At 65.0% G+C, this 18,461-nt stretch carries 16 protein-coding genes; 7 read left to right on the forward strand and 9 right to left on the reverse strand.

The features are described from left to right. Positions 1-194: 194 nt before the first annotated feature. The gene (locus BW981_RS12345) at positions 195-794 is read left to right on the forward strand and encodes an energy-coupling factor transporter transmembrane component T family protein (protein ID WP_083712322.1); all 600 of its coding nucleotides are present in this window, start codon (positions 195-197) and stop codon (positions 792-794) included. A gap of 17 nt (positions 795-811) precedes the next feature. On the opposite strand, the gene BW981_RS12350 is transcribed toward BW981_RS12345, so the two are convergent. The 3 genes from BW981_RS12350 to BW981_RS12360 all read right to left on the reverse strand — a co-directional run bounded on the left by BW981_RS12350 (position 812) and on the right by BW981_RS12360 (position 4,739). Continuing rightward, complete coding sequence (locus tag BW981_RS12350; protein ID WP_076439576.1) at positions 812-1,480, reverse strand: energy-coupling factor ABC transporter ATP-binding protein; 669 nt, start codon at positions 1,478-1,480, stop codon at positions 812-814. A 25-nt stretch (positions 1,481-1,505) separates the two neighbouring features. Further along, positions 1,506-2,054 (reverse strand): biotin transporter BioY, encoded by a 549-nt coding sequence (locus tag BW981_RS12355; protein ID WP_076439578.1) that lies wholly within the window; start codon positions 2,052-2,054, stop codon positions 1,506-1,508. Between the two features lie 1,128 nt (positions 2,055-3,182). Beyond that, positions 3,183-4,739, reverse strand: coding sequence for an ISL3 family transposase (locus tag BW981_RS12360; protein ID WP_076439883.1), 1,557 nt, complete (start codon positions 4,737-4,739; stop codon positions 3,183-3,185). Between the two features lie 481 nt (positions 4,740-5,220). On the opposite strand from BW981_RS12360, the gene BW981_RS12365 reads away from it, so the two are divergent. Then, positions 5,221-5,760, forward strand: coding sequence for a hypothetical protein (locus BW981_RS12365; protein WP_076439580.1), 540 nt, complete (start codon positions 5,221-5,223; stop codon positions 5,758-5,760). A 94-nt stretch (positions 5,761-5,854) separates the two neighbouring features. Here the strand turns inward: BW981_RS12365 and BW981_RS12370 are convergent, their stop codons facing one another. From BW981_RS12370 to BW981_RS12390, 6 genes are all read right to left on the reverse strand, one after another. After that, the gene (locus BW981_RS12370; protein WP_076439582.1) at positions 5,855-6,181 is read right to left on the reverse strand and encodes a DUF736 domain-containing protein; all 327 of its coding nucleotides are present in this window, start codon (positions 6,179-6,181) and stop codon (positions 5,855-5,857) included. A 706-nt stretch (positions 6,182-6,887) separates the two neighbouring features. Further along, positions 6,888-7,043 (reverse strand): hypothetical protein, encoded by a 156-nt coding sequence (locus tag BW981_RS23070; protein ID WP_175624114.1) that lies wholly within the window; start codon positions 7,041-7,043, stop codon positions 6,888-6,890. A 320-nt stretch (positions 7,044-7,363) separates the two neighbouring features. Then, entirely contained in the window at positions 7,364-8,290 is a 927-nt protein-coding gene (locus BW981_RS12375; RefSeq protein ID WP_076439885.1) for a DUF2493 domain-containing protein, read from the reverse strand. A gap of 306 nt (positions 8,291-8,596) precedes the next feature. Further along, complete coding sequence (locus BW981_RS12380; protein WP_076439584.1) at positions 8,597-9,628, reverse strand: DUF7146 domain-containing protein; 1,032 nt, start codon at positions 9,626-9,628, stop codon at positions 8,597-8,599. Positions 9,629-9,691: 63 nt separating this feature from the next. Further along, the gene (locus BW981_RS12385) at positions 9,692-11,734 is read right to left on the reverse strand and encodes a ParB/RepB/Spo0J family partition protein (protein WP_244560316.1); all 2,043 of its coding nucleotides are present in this window, start codon (positions 11,732-11,734) and stop codon (positions 9,692-9,694) included. A gap of 143 nt (positions 11,735-11,877) precedes the next feature. Beyond that, entirely contained in the window at positions 11,878-13,071 is a 1,194-nt protein-coding gene (locus BW981_RS12390; protein WP_076439585.1) for a DUF932 domain-containing protein, read from the reverse strand. Positions 13,072-13,324: 253 nt separating this feature from the next. On the opposite strand from BW981_RS12390, the gene BW981_RS12395 reads away from it, so the two are divergent. The 5 genes from BW981_RS12395 (at position 13,325) to BW981_RS12415 (ending at position 18,422) form a co-directional block, all read left to right on the forward strand. Beyond that, entirely contained in the window at positions 13,325-14,104 is a 780-nt protein-coding gene (locus BW981_RS12395) for a SprT-like domain-containing protein (RefSeq protein WP_244560307.1), read from the forward strand. Positions 14,105-14,117: 13 nt separating this feature from the next. Further along, a complete protein-coding gene (locus BW981_RS12400; protein WP_076439587.1) occupies positions 14,118-15,329 on the forward strand; it encodes a hypothetical protein in 1,212 nt (403 codons plus the stop codon). 80 nt (positions 15,330-15,409) lie between these two features. Then, a complete protein-coding gene (locus tag BW981_RS12405) occupies positions 15,410-16,252 on the forward strand; it encodes a P-loop NTPase family protein (protein ID WP_083712323.1) in 843 nt (280 codons plus the stop codon). Continuing rightward, positions 16,245-16,628 carry a hypothetical protein gene (locus tag BW981_RS12410; RefSeq protein WP_076439588.1) on the forward strand — a complete coding sequence of 128 codons (384 nt, stop codon included), beginning with the start codon at positions 16,245-16,247 and terminating at the stop codon, positions 16,626-16,628. Before BW981_RS12405 ends, BW981_RS12410 begins: the two co-directional genes overlap by 8 nt. A 27-nt stretch (positions 16,629-16,655) precedes the next feature. Further along, entirely contained in the window at positions 16,656-18,422 is a 1,767-nt protein-coding gene (locus BW981_RS12415) for a type IV secretion system DNA-binding domain-containing protein (protein WP_076439590.1), read from the forward strand. The last annotated feature ends 39 nt before the right edge of the window (positions 18,423-18,461 follow it).

Consider the following 18,461-nt stretch of genomic DNA (forward strand, 5'->3'; position numbering starts at 1 on the left):
TGTCGCCGGCCACCCGCAAAGCCAACTCGACGACCTGCTGCCTTGGGCCTACGCCTCACAGCCGCTTAAGGCCGTGGCCTAAGAACACCGCTTACTTCGGATCGCGGCAATGTTCTGGTTCTTTGTTCTCGCATTTTCTTCACGCGAGCCGGTGTCCGCTTCGCTCGAAAATGCTCTAGCAGGATCGCGATGGCATGCTGAGTGAACTCTATGTGCCGGGTGACAGCTTCCTTCATAGAATGCCGCCGCAATACATGCTGTTAGCGCTGGCGGCGTTCTGCACGCTGCTTTTCTTGTTCAGCGATTGGGGCGTTCTGGCGGCTGCCGGCCTGCTGGTTCTGGTCGTCTATCGGGTCGCGGGGCTTCGGCTGCACCATGCGGTGACGTCGGTGCGCCCGGCATTTTGGGTTCTGGCCTTCATCTTCGCTGCGCATGTGCTGACGACTGATATCTCGCAGGCGGCCATCGTGGTCGTGCGCTTCGTCCTGATGATCCTAGCAGCGTCGGTCGTGACGCTCACCACCCGAACGAGCGAGTTCGTCGGCGGCATCGAGGCCATGCTGAACTATGCTCCGGCCTGTGTCCCGACCAAGCGCATCGCGCTGGCGATCACGCTCACGATCCGCTTCATTCCCTCTGTGCGCGTGATCTTCACCGAGGTTCGGATGGCGCAGAAGACACGCGGTCTCGATCGAAATCTCACAGCTACGCTGGTGCCGCTCGTCGTGAGGACGTTGAGGATGGCCGATCAGGTGTCCGAGGCGCTCGAAGCGCGCTCAGCCGGCAAGCTCTGAGCGGCCAAGAGCCTTCTCTATATTTGAGAGCGGGCGATATAGTCCGGGATCACTGCGACTGGAGCGCCATCGCCGACGAGGGCGCCGTCTTCGCAATGGAGCACCCGGTCAAAATTCGCGATTAGGTCGAGGTCATGGGACACCATGACCACATGTTCGGTCAGTTCTGCGATGGCCTTCATGAACAGGCTCTTATTGCGCAGATCGAGCAACGTCGTCGGTTCATCGAAAACGATCATCTTTGGCTTCATCACCAGAACGCCCGCCAGCGCGACGAGTTGCCGCTCACCGCCGCTAAGCTGATGCGTAAAGCGATCCCGCAAATGTGCGATGTCGAAGCGTGTTAGAACTTCATCGATACGCTCGCGGATAACGGCGTCGGGGAGCTTTAGGTTCTTGAGGCCGAATTCCAGATCCTCTTGCACGATCGGATAGACGATCTGGTTCTCCGGGTTTTGGAACAGGAAGCCGACATGCCGGCGCAACTGGCCGTCATTGGGAGCGCCGTCCCAGGTTACCGTGCCGGTGGTGGGCTTTTCCAGCCCGTTGAAGAGTCGAGCGAATGTGCTCTTGCCGGAGCCGTTGCGCCCGATGATTCCCACCCGCCGCTCGCCGATGCGCAGGTTGATGTTTCCGAGCACGCAAGTGCCGGATTTCCGGACGGATACGTTGGTGAATGTGATCATTCGGTTCGTCGAGGTTCCGGCAACTTCAGGCGCGGGCAGTCGGGATAATGATCGGATAGGAGCGCTTGACGATCACGACGACCAGGCCCGCGACGTAGCATTTGAGGATGTCGCCGATGAGGAAAGGCAGCGACCCAAAAAAGGCGTTCGGAACTGATATGCCGGCGACCGCGGCGCTCCAGGGGATGCCGATCGCATAAAGCACCACGACGCCGCCGATTGCGCAGATCAGCGTCGCCTTGAGTGTGGTCAGGCCGTTCCAGAAGAGTTCGACGAGAAATCCGACGACGAAAGCAGCGAAGATCCAGCCGAACAAATAGCCTGCAGTCGGTCCGAGGAAGACCCCGATGCCGCCACGCCCGCCGGACAGGAGTGGCAGGCCCATGGCGACCAGAGCGAGAAACAGCACCATTGAGAGCGCGCCGCGACGAGCGCCCAGAACGCCGCCCGCTAGCATCGCGCCGAGGGATTGTGCCGTGACTGGCACGCCAATTGCTGGCAGGACGATGGGAGGAGACATTGCCAGACCAGCCGTGATCGCCGCAAAAAGCGCAATGAGGACGATGTCGCGCATCTCGTGTCTCTTCCAGAATGCCGATTGAACGAACCCGCTGACGTAGGAGAGCTGCGGGTTTTTTTATGGGATGGTCGTGGTGGGAGGGTTTGGGCGTTGCGCCTCTTGTCTAGCCGAAACTCCCGATGGCCGGAGTCGAGCCGAGAAATGTCCTTGGTCGCTGCGTGATCGACGGCATGACGCCCCGCAACCTACTACCGAAGACACAACCATCATATCTGCAAGTGGGAACCAAGTTCGGCCGCCATTTCGGTTGCGTCGATACATTCGTCATGCTCGCCATCGAACTGGGGCTGGCGGCCCACCGCCTACAATGGCTGACGCAACCGGCGCTGCCCGAAGTGCCAGGAGCCGACCAGCGAGGCTTGACTCGCCGCGCGTGCGAAGGGCCTCCTGCCCACACCGTAGTTCCATGTCGAGCTCACCGTGCCATCGCGACTTGACGCCATTGCTTTCTAGAACAAGGCCGTCGTGTTTGCCATCCTGCTCGCAAGTTGGGCTAATCCACCCCGACTGAATGGTTCATCCTGAAGAGTGCTCTTTAGCGGACGGGGACGGTGGTGTCGAAGAGACGCTACAAGCCCGAAGGGATCGTCGCGGAGCGGTGTCAGGTGGGTGCTCTGGGCTTGCCGCGCCAGCTCGCCGCTGCCGCAATCCGCTCGATCGGCGTGACGGAGTTAAATTGGTAATGCTGGCGTCGAGAATTTGGCAGGCCGAAGACGGATCAGGTGAAGCGGATGAAGGGGAGCTCAAGGCCGAGATCGCCCGGCAGCGCCTCGCTGTCGCTGACCCGATGCTCGACAATCGGATCCAAAAGAGTGCTTCGCTCATGACGATGAGGTCGAAATTACCAGGGCCGGATTTCATCTTCCCGTCGTGGCGCCCGTAGTTCAGTTTCATCATCGGATAGGAAGAGAGGAAGACGAGCTCCTAAGGTGGGCCGCCGATGCTACGCCATGTTGGAAAACTAGCCATGGCGGCATGACACACGCCAAACGGCCTACGGCGACCCGTAGCGGTTCAATTGCGAGCAGCGCTTGACGGTGCGGCGGCAGCAAGCGGACGATCGGATCGCGTGTGAGATCGCCTGCAATGTTGGGTCTGACGCAATCTCGCTGACGTTCGGGATCATTGCGCTCCGATGAGGCGCGCCTGGAGAAGGTCGATCTTTCCACGGCCGTACATCTGGCGTTTGACGAGCTTGAGACGGGTGATCTGTCCTTCGGTCTGGCCGTTTGACCAAGTCGAGAGGATTGCCGCTCGCACGGCGGCTTCGTCGCGCCGGACGCCATTCGCCAATGAGGCGACCAGGCTTTGCGACGCGCGCTCGATCCAGGAAGCCAAGGGCTCGGCCCGCCTCGACCTGATCATGGCGTGGAAGCCGGCGACGATTTCACGGGCCTCGACCAAGGCCGGGACGCCGTTCTCGATCGCCGCGATCGTAACAGTCTTGGCCTTCGTGAGATTGTCGCGACCCGTGGTCATCAACCGTGCGATGGTCCGAGCCGATGGGACGCGCGCGAGGCTGCTAGCATCCGTTTTCTCTGCGCGCCGCCGGCGTGTTGCCCATTCGGAGAGGACCCTGAGGCTTCCCCGGAAGCCGCTTCTCCGCATCGATCGCCAGAGGGCGGATGCATTGTGGACGCCAGCATCCCATTGCGCATCGAGCCAGGGTAGGTGCGCCTCCAGCGAACTCTGGCGCGGTCGGAAGACGTCGCCGCGCTCGCCTCGGACGATGCGCCTGACGGTCTGGCGGTGATGGCCCGTGCGCCTGACGATCTGTTTGATCGGCACGCCTTCCTTCCAGAGGGCAAGAACCGCTGCGTTTGTCTCCTCGCGCCGCAGATACCCTTCGTATTGCAGCCTCTCCGCCGCCGTCAGAAGCGAGGGGTTGACGACCGTGGTGCCGATGGCGCTGCGGATCTGGCGCATCGACTTGCGCACGGCGTCGAGGAACGCACGGCTGGCATTCTCCATCAGGTGCCAGCGATCGGCGACCTGAACGGCATGCGGCAGGGCTCGCGCCACCGCCTCTCCGTACCCACCGCCGCGGTCACGGGCGACCGTATGGACAATGGGCTGGTGCCTGAGCCAAGCCTCGGACGTTGCTGGCTCCCGATCCGGAAGCAAAACGACCGGTCGGCGACGCTCAAGATCGCAGACGATCGTGCCGTAGCGGTGATTGCGCCGCCAGGCGAAATCATCGATGCCGATCACGCGCAACGGCTCGCTCGGCACCCGAGCGCGCTGCCGTACCACACGCAGCAGGGTATCGTTGCTGACCGGCAGCATCATCCTCGCGGCAAAACTCGCTCCAGGTCGGCCGCCCAGGGCGAGGCCGAGATGCTGGACGATATGATCGAGACGATCAGTTCGGCGTGCTCGTGGCGCGAGGATGCGGTCACCAAAGCGCTCTGCGAAGATCTGGCGGCCGCATAGGACCGCATCGCACCGAAAGCGCCGGACCAGAACGTGGAGTTCGACGCGTCGGCTGCTCAGCGGCAGATCCTTTGCTCGCCGGAAATACCGGCTTTGGATCCGCGGCGAGAACGCCCCGCAGTCAGGACATGGACAGGCCCTGACGGCGGACCGTGCTCGGACAACAACCCGATCGCCTTCGATCGCGATGCCGTCGACGATAAGACCTGCGGGAACCAAGCTGGCCGGTCGAAATCGCTGCTTCATCATGCTGATTCCTTCTGGAAACCAGCGTCAGAACAGCCCCAACCTGCAGCGAAACTGAGTCAGACCCCAATGTTGGCCCCGTGAGGGGCGGTTATTGGCCGAGTTCGGATTCACTCCATCGATTGGCCGCAAAGGTTATGCTCGATGCCGCGCCTACCGTCGCAGACATACCATCCCGATCTGAGAATCTCGGCGATGGCGGGAGCGTCGTGCTTGCCGGCGTTGTTGCATATGCCGAAAGTGCGGCGCCGCCCTGATGTGCCTCCAAGTGGATGACGTCGTAGCCGATCTTGGCCAGCTCATAGGTGATGGGCTGTGTCAGCGCGCCCAAACCCGTTTAGCATTGGAGATGCACAGGTGTGAACAATTCGATTTAATTTATTTTGATCTGACATAATTTAATTTTATGCGGTAAGATTTTATATGTGAGAGCATGTCTATGGGCGTGGTTTGTTGCAATCGGCGGGGATGAAGGCAGGGGATGGCGAAGCGGTCAGTGATCAGCGACGAGGTTCTGCTGAAAGGAGCAGAAGCGATCGCGGCCGATATGCAGGGGCCGGAAGGGCAGCGCCTGAAGCTTGCGAGGGTCATCGATGTCCATCTCGACTGGTTCGATCAGGCTCGTCGTCGCGGCCTGGAATGGAACGACATCGTCGCGTTGCTGTTCCGAGCGGGAGCGACCCGAAGCGATGGCCGTCCGCTGTCGCGGGGACATCTGCAATCGCTGGTCTGGCGCAAGCAACCTGCGGAGCGGCAGCCCACGGAGGCGAAGCCGACGCGCAACGATGCTACACCGATGATCACGAAACCGACCGCTCGATCGCCTGCGACGGGCCAGAGCATCAAGCCCGCGCGCGGACGAAAGCCGCAGCCTGCGGAGGGAACGCTGGCTTTCTCGGGGGCTCTGCCGAAACCGCCTGCCGCCGGCGCAGGCCCCGATGGAATTCCCGCCGCGCAGCCAGAGGGGGACGCGCTGCTCGCCTATATGAAACGGGCCGCCCGCCTCAGGCGGGAGGAATGACATCAGCCGGGCGCGTCTCCGCGGCCTGGTCCGTCTCCGAAACAGCATGGGCGATGCCCCGCCGGAAGCGTCCGGCGGGGCATCGTCAGTGGTCTCATTCGCCGTTGCGGCGGCTGGGGCGGGACCAGATCAGGCTGTAGCTCTCGCCTTCCTCGTCGTCGAAGAGGTTGGCGAAGATCGGGGCGGTGAAGCTGGGATCGTCGAGCTTGAGCCCGAGATAATCGCGGCCTTCGCTGGAGCGCTTGGACCAGGCGGCACCGATCTCGGCGCGGCCGACGAAGACGCGGTGGCTGGGAGCGTTCTCCCCGGTGACGCGGGTCTCCGGGACGATGCGGACGCCCTTGGCCTGGACGCTGAGGGTGACAATGTCGCCGGCGAACTCGTTGGTGGCGGTCTGCTTGAAGGTGCCGATGGTGGCCATGGTGGTTCTCCTTGATGTCTGCTTCGAGCCCGCACCGTTGCGGCCTCGATGGCGATCGGCAGGCCGAAGGCGAGCGCCGGCGCACCCCCGGCAGGGGGCTTGACAGCAGAGGAGGAAGTTTCTTGGCTCGTGAGGAATGAGGGGTTCGGGGTCCCCGCGCGACCTGTCGCGTGGGGTGGCCCCTCAGGGGAAGAAAGTTTCGACGGAGCTGTTGCGCCTGAGGCGGTCGAGGCGCCAGCCGTCCTTCGGCCAGATCAGCCCATTGGAGAGGCCGTTTCGGAGCGCGCGACTGGCGGGTCAAGGAGAATCTGGTCGGGCTCGGCGGGTTCAGGATGACCGGCACCGAGGCACGCCGACTGCCGGTTGGCTCTTATCGCGTCGGGGCTGTGAAACATGATCATCGTGAGATGTGTCGACGGGGATGCTCCCGCTTCGCCTGCCCCAGTCCGACCGGGGTGATGATGACGCCCGGCGCCAAACGCTCTGCGCGGCCTGGATGAGCGGCAGTCGTCGATCCGGTTTTCCGGCCGACCTGCCCGTCTTCGACGATGAGGTGACGGGATCGGCTGTTCCGCGTTCGCCTGACGGAACCAAGGCGGGCAGCACGCCTGCTCAACCGAACATCTCCGGCGGGGAATCGCCATTGTCGGCTGAACAGGACGACGCCGGCCGCGGCGGTGCGGCCGGCCGCAAGACAGGAGGGAGCTTACGCTTCCTCCTCCTTCTGGAGTCGCGCGACCTCCGCAAGCAAGGCTTCGAGGCGTTGCAGGGTCGCGGCGCGCTCCCGGCGGGTGAGGATGCACTCCGAAAGCTCGGCGCGCAGCTCGGCGATGTCGGCGTGGATATCGAAGAAGTTGGTCATGGTGAACCTCCGTTGTCTCGATGACGGAGGTCGCCGACCAGGTGTTGGGGGATCGGGTCAGGGATCGCGCAGCGACCGGCCTGCCGGCGGGCGGGGGAGCCGATTTTGTGGTTCGGCTTCGCCGGATCGCAAAATTGGGGGAACCGCCCGTCCTTGACGCGAGCCGCCTGCCGGTAGGATCGCGGTAACAGAGAGAAGGACGGCCTGGCTCGACGCCGGGGCCGGGCTCCTATCGCGCATGCGGGGGGGCGGCACTCACCGGCATGCGCTCCGGGCGGCAAGCTGCCGGTAAGCCCACCGGCAAGCGTCACCGCCGGCGTTCATGCACCGCTGAATCTCCAGACGGGGATACCGAGCTTTTTCGCCTTGTCGGCAAGATTGTCCTGGATGCCGGTGCCGGGGAAGATCATGACGCCCATGGGCAATATCTCCAGCATGGTGTCGTTGCGCCGGAACGGTGCTGCCCGGCCATGCCGCGTCCAGTCGGGCGCGAAGCCGATTTGCGGCACCTTGCGATGGTCGGCCCAGCAGGCGGCGATCCGCTCGGCCCCCTTCGGTGACTTACCGTGCAGCAGCACCATGTCCCGGTATTTCGCATGGACGCGATCGAGTGCATCCCAGATCAGCCGGTGGTCGTTGCAATCGAGCCCGCCGGTGAAGGCGATCTTGGGGCCGGACGGCAGCAGCACCTCCTGTTCGGCACGCTTTCGCGCCATCAGGAAGTCGTGGCTGTCGATCAGCGTCGCGGTCAGAGACTTGTGGTTGACCATCGAACCTGCGCGCGGGCGCCAGGGCGTGCCGATATGGCGCTCGTAGTGCCCGGCGGCCTCGTCGCGCATGCTCTCGAAGGCGTCGCGGCGTTCGATCAGGTTCTGTGCGTCGACGAGCAGGCGTTCGAGGATGACGGATTGCACTTCGCTGCCGTCTTGTTCCGCCTGGGTTCGGCGCTGCGCCTGCTCGTTGCGGTCGAGTTCGCGCTCGATCCGGCCGGTGGCCCGGTGGAAGAGCTGGACCGCCGACCAGAGCAGGTCGTCGAGCTCCGGTTCGAGGCGGGTGTCACCGAGCGTGCCGGCAAGCGCATCGAAGATTTCGGTAACGGCGCCGGCGAGATCGGCCTCGTCCGGCAGTGGGCGCGGATCGGGCTCGTCGGGCTGTGGATGGTAGCCGTAGAGTTGCAGGCCGGCCAGGACCTGTACGGTCGGGGATGAGGCGTGCGGTTCGTGGTGATGGTCCGGATCGCGGGGCATCGGCGTGGTCTCCTTCGTCGGGCTGGCCGCGCCCTTGCGGCCTTCATGGCGACGGACAGCCCACGGGTCGGCCGGACCGGCAGCCCTCGCCTTGCGAGGGCCCTGATGGCCAAGGCCGGCGATTTTGGGTCGCGATGGAACGCGCGGGCCTGCCCCGCGCGCCGGAAAATCGTCGGCCGCGGCCATTGCCTGGCCGGCCGGCTTGTGGGCCGATCGCCCTCCCGAAGGCCGGGCGCGGCCTCTTCGACCTGGTGACGGCGCGAGGCGTGACGGCCACACCGCCGCCCGTCTTCTTCCCTTTCCGGATTAACCTGCCGGGTTCAGGAAGCGGCTGACATCCTCCTGCGCGAGCTGACGGCGCAGCCATGCCCTGAGCGCGGACGGGCCGAGATGCAGCAAATCCTCGTTGAAATCCCGCTGCCGCGGCGAGAGCATCACGGTCTCGATGCCGGCGCTCGTCGCCCGCCCGCTCAGCCGGTCACAGGCTTCGCTGCCGGCCGGATCACGGTCGCGCAAGATATAGAGACAGCGCAGCCCCTGCGGAAACAAGATGGCGGCGAGATGTGCGGCCGAGCCGGCGGCCAGCATCGGCATGCGCGGCAGAACGGAGCGCGCCGAGAGCACCGTCTCGATACCTTCACCGGCTGCGAGCACGTCGCTGGCAACGCCGAAGCGGACGGCATGGCCGAGCAGATCACCCATGGCCCGCCTCGGCGTGTCGACTGGCGCTTTGCCAAAACCGTCGCGCGCGAGCCAGGTGCGATGCAGGCCGGTGATCCGCCCGTCGCGATCGGTGACGGCGGCGATCAACGCTGGCCAGGTCTCGGTCGGCGCGCTCGCATCGGGGCGATAGTAGCAGCGCGGATGGAAGCGCAGGCTCGACAGATCGGTCTGATCGGCGATCCCGCGCCGATGCAGATAGGTTTGTGCCAACGTGCCGGCGATCGGTTGCGACATGGCGAAGAGCCGCCGGGCCGCCGCGGGCGAGCCAGGCTGCGTGGCGCGATCGGCATGCCGCTCCGGTTCCGGATGCGGCAGGGAGAGGAAACGCCTTGCCTCCTCGGCGACATCGCGGAAGTCGACGAGTCCGTGCGCCTCGCGGATCAGGTCGAGCAGATCACCATGCTCGCCGGTGGCGGCATCGCTCCAGCGGCCGGCGGCACCGCGACCGGTCTCTGGTCCGGCGAGCCGGACGAAGGTCGATCGACCGGGTGCGTTGCGAATATCACCGACCAGCCAGTAGCGGCCAGAGCGCCAGCCATTGGAGAGATAGTGGCGGCAGACCGCCTCGGCGCGCCGGCCAAGGCGGCGCGCCAGATCATGCGGGGATTGCGCCATGCGGCACCTCGACAGGGAAGAGGCCCGCCGTCGCCGGCGGGCCGATCGGAGGTTCGGGGACGATCATTCGGCGGCGATGAGGGCCGTCGAATCCCCGTCGTCATCGGAAGGGCGCGTGTCGCGAACTCCGGTTTCGTCCGCGCCGTCAGCAGAACCCGGCGTGCGCAGCGGCTCCGGCAGCCAGCCGGTCTCGGCCAGCAGGCTCTCGGCCTCGGCGGCCATGTCGCCCTTTTTCAGATGTGCGATGCGCTCAGCGGCACGCTGGTCCTTCGCCTCGGCAACCGCCTGCAGGATGCGGGCCTTCGTTACCCGGCCGAGGAAGTTGTCCACGGTGGGCTTCCACCCTGCCGCCGCCATGTCGAGAGCGATGGCGCCGGCCAGATGGTCGGCATGGGCGAGCGCCCGCGGCCGGCGGTTCCAGGGCTCATGCACGGCGTTGACCGAGAGGCTGACGATATGGGCGAACAATCCTGCCTGACTGTCCCCGTCCCACGACTGCAAGGCGTCCCAAAGGTCGCTTGCGTCCTTCGGAAGCGCGTTGGCCCAGTTGTCGTGCCGCACACGGATCGCTTCAGCCGAGGCGCTGTCGTTCAGCCCCGGCGCCTGGGAGCTGAAGGCGACGCTCTTCAGGTCGAGCTCCAGGCAGCTCTCCGAGGCGTAACGGTAAAAGATCTTCTGGGTCAGCGCGTGCAACGCCGCGAGGAAGGCGACATCCGGACGATCGCCGAGCGCCTGGCGCAAGGCGAGCGTGCGATGCGAGGTCAACTCCGTCATGAGCCGGTCGGAGATTGGCGAAAGACCTTCATCCTCCTCCGCTTCCGAGTCCGCCTCCTCGGCATCGGTCACGACGGTGGCGTCGCCGGCGCGCTGAGCGGCGGCAGCCCGAACGGCGTTCACCTCGGTGTCGTCGACGTCCGGCTCGATCGGTGCCTCATCCTCCGGGCGGACATAGCCGCGCTCGACCTGCAACCGCCCGTCATGGGCGATGCTGACGAAGGCGCCGGCGCGGGCGATCTCGGCCGGATCGAAGACGAGCGGCCGGTTCTCGAACGCTTCAAGCGCCGTTTCCAGCTCGCTCAGACGCTCGTCGACCTCGCCGGGCAGTTCGTCTGCGCTCGAATAGGCGTCCGAGAGGCTGTCATATTCGGTCTGGAGGGCGTCGCGGGTCGCTTCCTCCTCGGGCGTGAGCGCGACGGTTTCGCCGCGCAGCCGGCGCAGACCGAAATTGTGGCCATAGGCAAAGTCCGGCGCGACCTCGATCCACTTCCAGCCCTCGGCGGCGACCGCTTCGGAATCAGCCTTCAACTTTTCGGCGACCATGCGGTCGACCAGCGCGACATCCTGCAGCCAGCCGCCATCATCGCCCTGGAACAGGTCGCGCAGCGCGGTGCCGCCGGTCGCCTCGTAGGCCTCCACGCCGATAAACTGCGCCCGCTTGTCCGAAGCGCGGACCGCGCCTTCCGTCAGCATGCGGCGGATGACATAGGGCTGTTTGTCGTATGAGGCTTTCAGCCGCTCGAACACCTGTTCCTGCCGCTCATGGTCGCCGGAGACGGTAAAAGCCATGAGCTGGTCGAGCGTCATGCCGTCCTCGGCATAGATATCGAGCAGCGTCGGCGCGACCGAGGCGAGCTTCAGCCGCTGCTTAACGACATTGACCGAGACGAAGAAGGCGGCGGCGATCTCCTCCTCGGACTGGCCTTTCTCGCGCAGCGTCAGGAAGGCCCGGAACTGATCGAGCGGATGGAGTGGCGCGCGCTGGACGTTCTCGGCCAGCGAATCCTCTTCGGCCAGACCTCCCTCGCGCACGACGCAGGGGACCGGCGCGGTCTTCGCCAGCCGCTTCTGCTTCACCAGCAGTTCGAGCGCCCGGTAGCGCCGGCCGCCGGCCGGAATCTCGAACAATCCGGTCTCGACGCCGGCTGCGTCGGTGACAGCCCGGACACTCAACCCTTGCAGCAGGCCACGCCGGGCAATGTCCTCGGCAAGTTCCTCGACCGAAACGCCGGATTTGATCCGCCGGACATTTGCCTGGCTCAGCACCAGCCTGTCGAACGGGATGTCGCGCGAGGGCGAGAGGGTGATCTTCTTCGCAGCCATCTGGATGATCTCCGTGACGGACGGCCGGGAACTTCTCTCGACCTCGAAACCCGTCACGAAGGGCAGCGCCACCCTCTCGCTCTGGAGGGCAGCGCCGCGAAAACGATGACCGCGTGAAGCTGGACAGCGCCGATGCTATGGCCGAAGCGTCAGGCGGCCCGGTCGAGGAGTTTCTTGGCCCGCCCCTCCAGATCGAGTCTCGCATCCTGATGGGTCTTGTCCCGCGCGACCGCCGTGATGCCCTGCACGAAATCGAAAACGGTTTCAGGCGGCCGGCCTTCGTCGGCCAGCACCGTCTCGATGATCTTTGCCGTCTCGGCTTTGGAGAAGCCGCGCTTGCGCAGGAAGTCGCTGCGATCCTCGTCGCTTCGGGCGACGATCTTCTCCCGCGACGCCTTGATGCCGTTGATGAAAGGCATAGGCGAGGAATTGGCGAAGCGGGTCAGCGCCGGAGCCGCCTCATGCGCGAAGCGCGAGGCGGCGTATTTGGAGTGGCGGATGGTGATCTCCTGAAAATCCTCGACGCCCCAGAGATTACGGTTCTGGCAGACGGCTCGCAGATAGAAGCTCGCCATGCCGAGCGTCTTGGCGCCGACCTCGGAATTCCAGCAATAGAATCCGCGGAAATAGAGGTCCGGAGAACCGTCGGGCAGCCGGCCGGCCTCAATCGGGTTCATGTCGTCGACCAGGAAGACGAAGACGTCCCGGTCCGAAGCGTAGAGCGTCGTCGTGTCTTTGGTGATGTCAACGCTCGGGTGGTAGGTGCCGGTCGACCAATCGAGCACGCCCGGAACCTTCCAACGGGTGTCGCCGGTGCCGTTGCCGGCGATGCGCTGCACGGCCGCGACCAGATCATGGTCGAAGATCCGGCCATAATCCGGCCCGGTCGCGGCGCGCAATTCGACACGACCGTCCGCGACCTCCAGCGTCTTGACCTGCTCGGCCCGATGCGAGGTCAGGCCGTATTGCAGGTTGATCGCGGCGAGCGGCGCCGGGAGCTGCCGCAGATAGGATGCCGGTGCGCCGACCAGGCTGGCAAGCTGGCCAAAGCTCCAATTTGTCGGCGCAACCGGCGCATCGGCACCCGGCAGCACCAGCGCCAGCCGCTCCGGATCACCGCGACTGGCTTCGACCCGGATCGCGGCACTCTCCACGGTGCGGGTCCGGCTGCGCTCGGCCCGACCCCGCACGGACGTATAGAGCTCCGAGAGCGATAGATAGCGCTCATCGTCGGGCCGCGAGAACCATTCCGATGACACCCGGCCGACCCGCTCGCCGCGGCTCGCATCCACCTTGTAACCGCCGCTCGCATCGCGGCGGGCTTCGAGCACCTGCATGGTCATGGGGCAAACCTCCATAACGGGCGCCGGGAGCCTCTCTCCCTGTCTGAAACCCGTCGTGATGACGGGTTCGATCCTCTACCTCTCCCAGGTCCCGCTCATCCGGTGTGCCGGGCTCGGCGCACTCACCGTGACGGCACCCGGCCGCGACGCCAGCCGCGATGCGGCGTGGGTTCGATGGCCGAACCAGACGCCCCGGCCCGCCGAATCGAGTTAATCCCAAACTCTGTCGGGCCACCCGCGCCATCGTGTCGGTATGGCGATCCATCCCGACGATATCGGCACGAACATCGTGTCCACCGATCAACCGGCGCGGTCTGGCGCGAGCAATCGCGTCTGTGCCGAGATGACGATCGTCGACAATGCGTCGTACGATGCAAATTCGGGGCGGGAATTTCCGCAAAACCCCACTGTCCTGACCTATGGGCATTTCGTCGCCGCGTACGCGTTCTTCAACGCGCGCCTCTTTGCCGGTTCGCTTCCGGGTTGCCTGATCACGATGCAGCGCAAGAAAGGGGCCCGCGGATTTTTCCACGGGGAGCGCTTCGGGTCGCGCGATCAGGCCGAGATCACCGACGAGATCGCGCTCAATCCGACCTCCTTCGCTGTTCGCGACGACAGGGCGATCCTGTCGACGCTGGTTCATGAGATGGCGCATCTCTGGCAGCATCACTTCGGAAAGCCGTCGGGCGCCGACTATCACAATCGCGAATGGGCGGCGAAGATGCAGAACATCGGGCTCGTGCCCTCCGACACCGGGATGCCCGGTGGGCGGCAGACGGGGCGCCGCATGACCCATTACATCCAGGCCGATGGGCCTTTTGATCGCGCCTGCGAGGAGTTGCTGTGGTCCGGCATCCTCGTCGCCTATGTTCAGCGGGGCGACGACGAGAGGGGCGAGACGGTCCGTGCCAAGAAAGCCGCCAGCAAGAGCCGCTACACCTGCGCCGGCTGTGGATTGAATGTCTGGGGCAAGCCCGGCATCCGCGTAATCTGCGAAAGCTGCCGCCGGCCGCTGCTTCGTTCATCCTGCTGAGTTCGAGGTCATCATGGTCAATCGCGACAAGTCCAACGATGTTCCAGACCAGATCGAGGAGGTGGTCCGGGCTCAGCTCGAAAGCCTGGGGTCCCGCGGGAAGCCGTTCGCAATTTTCGATCCCGAGTTGATCGATGAGGCCGGTGAAAGGGACGTATGCGAGCTGGCGCGCTTGCTGTCGCCGGAAGAATTCGCCGTGCTGGCGGTACCGGTGGCGATGCTGCCTGCTTTGCTCCCGTTTCTCGCTCCCGATCACCGTGAGATGTTTCAGGCCGGGCGCCCGCTGGTGATCGCGCCGATCGCGGTGGAGGACCGCGAGGCGAATGCCGCGCACCGTCCTCCCGATACCCAGCCCGTCAAGGCCGCCAAGGCCGCACTCGAGACACAAGCCTTCCGGCTTGTTACGGCTCAGAAGGCCGCCGAACTCGCCCGAAACAACCAGGCCCGCCTGCTAACCGCCGCAGAAGCAAATGAGCGGGCGAAAGAGGCGATCGGCGAAGCTGTCTGGCGTGAAGGTTCCGACCCGGACGGTAGCCGCAGGATCGGTCGCGTGGAGGGATTGATCGATCGCGGGCGGCGTCTGGCGGCAGAGTTCTTCGGCGTCGCAAATGCTCGCGATGTCGGCAAGGCCGAGACCTTTCGTGTTGCCGACAGGTTGGGGGAGAGCCTGCCGGGCTCCGCAGAGCGCAGGGAGATTGTTGCGACGCTCGAACGCGATCATCGCGAGCGGGCTGGCGGACTGGCCGATCACGAACTCCGTGCAAGGGCGCATGAAGGAGCGATGGGGCGCTGGTCGGGCTCAGTGCGCGAAGGTGCGCCGATCGAATTCGCGGACGGCCTCGACGTGACGAACGGCATCGCGACGCGACAGTCAGCTCCGGCCCTGATGCGCGTCGCGATCGACGGCGATCTCAACCCGGGCGAGGTGCACCGGAATCTCGCTACGATGAGCGAACCCTTCGAGATCGGCCGGCTGATCGGGCGTTTGAGCCGCGGGCGCTCCATCGAACTGAAGCCGGAACAGGCCAAAATCCTGGTGCAGTCGCTGCATGTTTTCGCCAGCCAGCTTCATGGCTCCGGCGAGCCAGAGACGGAGGCTGACGGCTGTGCGTGGTATCTCGCGCATGCGGCGCTGAGCTGCCACGATCTGGGCTTCTGGAACAAGACGATCACGCGCATTCTCGAGACCGGCGCTGCCGAGACGATCGAGCCCGGGGCCCCGTGAGTTAATCCCAAAGCCGGGAATTCTCCGGCTGCCATGATCCTCCCTGTCGACGTCACCTCGACCCGACAGAAAGGATCGATATGGCCCAGTTGAAACGCAATCTCATCAGCGGCACGGCGATGCCGCATCTCATCATCGTTGCGAACGAGAAGGGCGGCCAGGGCAAGAGCCTGGCCGCGCTCGCGGTTGCGGATCATGCCCATCTGCACGAAGCCCCGCTCGGGGTCGCGCAGGTGGATGCGCAGCACCGGCTTGCCCATGCGCTCGGGCGCAACGTCTTGACGATCGCGCCGGTTGCGAAGGACGCGCGGCGCGATCCCGCAGCCGAAGCGCGATCGTTCACCCCGCTCTATACGATGATCGAAAAAGCCGCCGGACGCGGCGCCAGCGTGCTGATCGACACTGGAGCCAACCAAGCGACGCGGTTGGCGCATTGGAGCGGCCTGGTCGATCTCGCCGAAGATCTGGCGCTCTGGAAGATCGCGACCACCGTGATCGTTCCGTATGTGGCCGAAGCTGAAGCCATGCGACAGGCGGCTCATACGGCCACCCTTCTGCTGGACCGGATCCCGCAGGCCCGGCTCGTGCTGGTTGAAAACGAGCGGGATGGGATGTTCACCCTGCTCCACCCGGCGTCGGACGCTGCCGGGGTGCATCGTACGATGATCGCGCCGCTGAAGGCGCAGGCGACGGTTCTGCGGATGCCGACGATCGAAGCCGGCTCCTGGCGGCCCTTTGAGGCCGCGCGCTGCCGCCTTGTTCAGGTCGCCCAGATGCCGGTCGAAAAAGTCATGACCCTCACGGGTTTGCCCCGACCGGAAGCGAAGATCGTGCGTGGCGACGTCGCCGCATGGACCGCGACGGTCTTCGACGAGCTCGATCGCGTGCTCCCGTGGAGCAAGCGCGGAGGTGGTCATGACTGAGCGGCGCGGAGCCTTCGAGCGGGCAGCGAAACTCGCCTCAACCGAGAGGCGCGAGGGGGAGCGGGGCCTGGTGCAGCGTCTCGCCGACGATTTCCGGCAGGACCCGGGCGCGTTCGATCCGCGCCGGCTGTCCTATCTCAGCACGCTGGGCTGGGTCGACCTCCTGAAGACGCTGGAGATTTCTCCGGCCGGGGGCGAGAGGCCCTTCCTGGGCGGGTTGGTTGATGCCCCGCAGCCGGATCAGTGGCCGGCTCCCGGATGGGCAAACCTGCGCCGGCCGGAGCGCTCGGCCTGGCTCGCCGGCGTCGCGTCCGGCGCCGGGTTCGGAATTGTCGTCCTCCTTTTTGCCCTTCTGCTCGGCGCGACGCTCGGTTGAGCGACTCTCAAACCCGCGAGGCTTCCCATGACCACCCATAACCCGTTCATCGAGATGAAGCGGGTCGCACCTGCGGTTCTCGGTGCGATCACGGCGGCCGCGATCGTCCTCGTTATTGGATCGCTTCTGCTGTTCGAAATCCGCCCGCCGCAGGTTGTCGGAGCACGCGGGACCGTCGATCTCGATCTGGCCAGCCTCGCCTGGATCGGCGCTGTGATGCTCACCAGCGACGGCTGCCTGCCTGTCGTGCCGTATTGGATCGGGCTGGAGTGCCAGCCTGGCGTGAGTTCCCGCCTGATCGGCGTGATCGCGCAGTCGCACTCGGCGAAGTTTCAGCTGAGCATGCTCGCAGCAGCTGTTCTCTCGGCCGCTGCGATCGCCTTCGTGAGCATCGTTTCGGCCACGCCGAAGCGGGAGCAAACAAAGACCCTGAAGGGTAAGCGACCGGTTTTCGATGGCGACGCCCGCGCATCGTTGCGCAGCGCCATCGCCAAAACAGGCCGCGTGCTGAAGCGCGGCCTCTGGCTGGTGCCGCATGTGCAGCTGACGCCGACCGTTGAAGGTTACAACATCCTGGCGTTGGGCACGCAGGGCTCGGGCAAATCGTCGACGCTGCGCGCGCTGATCGAACAGCTCGTCCTCCGCGGCGACAAGACGCTCATTCACGACTTCAAGGGCGACATGACCGCCGGGCTCCCATCCGACGATTTCATTCTGGTGGCCCCGCACGATGCCCGCTCCTGGGCCTACGACATCGCCGCAGACATCCGGAACCCTCAACACGCGCGCGAGTTCGCAGCCCACGCGGTCCCGACATCGGCCGGCGAAACCATGTGGGGCGACGGCTCGCGCGCCGTCTGGTCCGATCTGGTGATGGCACTGCGGACCGACACGCAAGGCCACTGGGGCTGGGTCGAGCTCAGGGATGCGCTGCTCTCGCCTGGAGCTGATATCAAGGCGGTGCTCGACCGTCACGGTGCGGCGAGCGCGAGCCGTTTGATCTTCGGCAGCGAAGATCCCGAAGAGAACCGAACGACGATGTCGGTTCTCATCACCATGTGGATCGCGGCGCTGACCGTCGTCCACCCCCTCGCGGAAGCCTGGTCCGAAACTCCTGCGGATCGACGGTTCAGCCTGCGTCGCTGGCTCGACGACGATAATTCGCTGCCACGTGTTCTCATCCTGCAGAAATCCAGTGAATATCCAGAGCTGACGACGCAGCTTTCTGCGTTCTTGGTCGATCGCCTGGTCGGACTGGCCTTGCGTCCGGGACGGGAACGCAACCCTGCGACGAAGCTGGCGTTGTGCCTCGACGAGCTTCCCGAATGTGGCCGTCTCCGTCGCCTTCCAAACTTGCTGAATATCGGTCGCGAATTCGGCGTCGTGACGGTCGCGGCGGTCCAGGACATCGCCCACCTGATCGAGCTCTACGGCGAAAGCCTCAGCCGCATTCTCCTCGCCAGGTTTCGCATCAAGCTCGTCCATCAGCTCGATCCTGGCGATACCGCGGAGCGCGTCGCCGGATGGCTCAAGCAGCGGACGATCGAATATGACGGACCCGAGCGATACGATCCTGCGGCCAAGCGAAACATTCGTGACACCGTTCGCGAAACGGCTCCCGTCCTGGCTGAAGATCGTATCGAGACCGAACTCGGCGTCCGGATGGAGAAAGGACAGCCCATCGTCCGCGCGATGATCCTAGGCTTTGGCAACCCCGCGATCCTAGATATTCCGGCGACCGGATGGCCCGATCGCCGCCCCGGCCATGAGCCGGCGCCCTGGCTCGACCCGTAAATCCCGTATCCGCGCAGTACGCGTTTGCGAGATGGACGA

This window comes from Allobosea sp. TND4EK4, from assembly GCF_900156025.1.
GTDB lineage: Bacteria > Pseudomonadota > Alphaproteobacteria > Rhizobiales > Beijerinckiaceae > Allobosea.

Coding starts and splice junctions, on each gene's coding strand:
- BW981_RS12345 (WP_083712322.1), top strand. CDS start 195: ATGCTGAGTGAACTCTATGTGCCGGGTGACAGCTTCCTTCATAGAATG.
- BW981_RS12350 (WP_076439576.1), bottom strand. CDS start 1,480: ATGATCACATTCACCAACGTATCCGTCCGGAAATCCGGCACTTGCGTG.
- BW981_RS12355 (WP_076439578.1), bottom strand. CDS start 2,054: ATGCGCGACATCGTCCTCATTGCGCTTTTTGCGGCGATCACGGCTGGT.
- BW981_RS12360 (WP_076439883.1), bottom strand. CDS start 4,739: ATGAAGCAGCGATTTCGACCGGCCAGCTTGGTTCCCGCAGGTCTTATC.
- BW981_RS12365 (WP_076439580.1), top strand. CDS start 5,221: ATGGCGAAGCGGTCAGTGATCAGCGACGAGGTTCTGCTGAAAGGAGCA.
- BW981_RS12370 (WP_076439582.1), bottom strand. CDS start 6,181: ATGGCCACCATCGGCACCTTCAAGCAGACCGCCACCAACGAGTTCGCC.
- BW981_RS23070 (WP_175624114.1), bottom strand. CDS start 7,043: ATGACCAACTTCTTCGATATCCACGCCGACATCGCCGAGCTGCGCGCC.
- BW981_RS12375 (WP_076439885.1), bottom strand. CDS start 8,290: ATGCCCCGCGATCCGGACCATCACCACGAACCGCACGCCTCATCCCCG.
- BW981_RS12380 (WP_076439584.1), bottom strand. CDS start 9,628: ATGGCGCAATCCCCGCATGATCTGGCGCGCCGCCTTGGCCGGCGCGCC.
- BW981_RS12390 (WP_076439585.1), bottom strand. CDS start 13,071: ATGACCATGCAGGTGCTCGAAGCCCGCCGCGATGCGAGCGGCGGTTAC.
- BW981_RS12395 (WP_244560307.1), top strand. CDS start 13,325: ATGGCGATCCATCCCGACGATATCGGCACGAACATCGTGTCCACCGAT.
- BW981_RS12400 (WP_076439587.1), top strand. CDS start 14,118: ATGGTCAATCGCGACAAGTCCAACGATGTTCCAGACCAGATCGAGGAG.
- BW981_RS12405 (WP_083712323.1), top strand. CDS start 15,410: ATGGCCCAGTTGAAACGCAATCTCATCAGCGGCACGGCGATGCCGCAT.
- BW981_RS12410 (WP_076439588.1), top strand. CDS start 16,245: ATGACTGAGCGGCGCGGAGCCTTCGAGCGGGCAGCGAAACTCGCCTCA.
- BW981_RS12415 (WP_076439590.1), top strand. CDS start 16,656: ATGACCACCCATAACCCGTTCATCGAGATGAAGCGGGTCGCACCTGCG.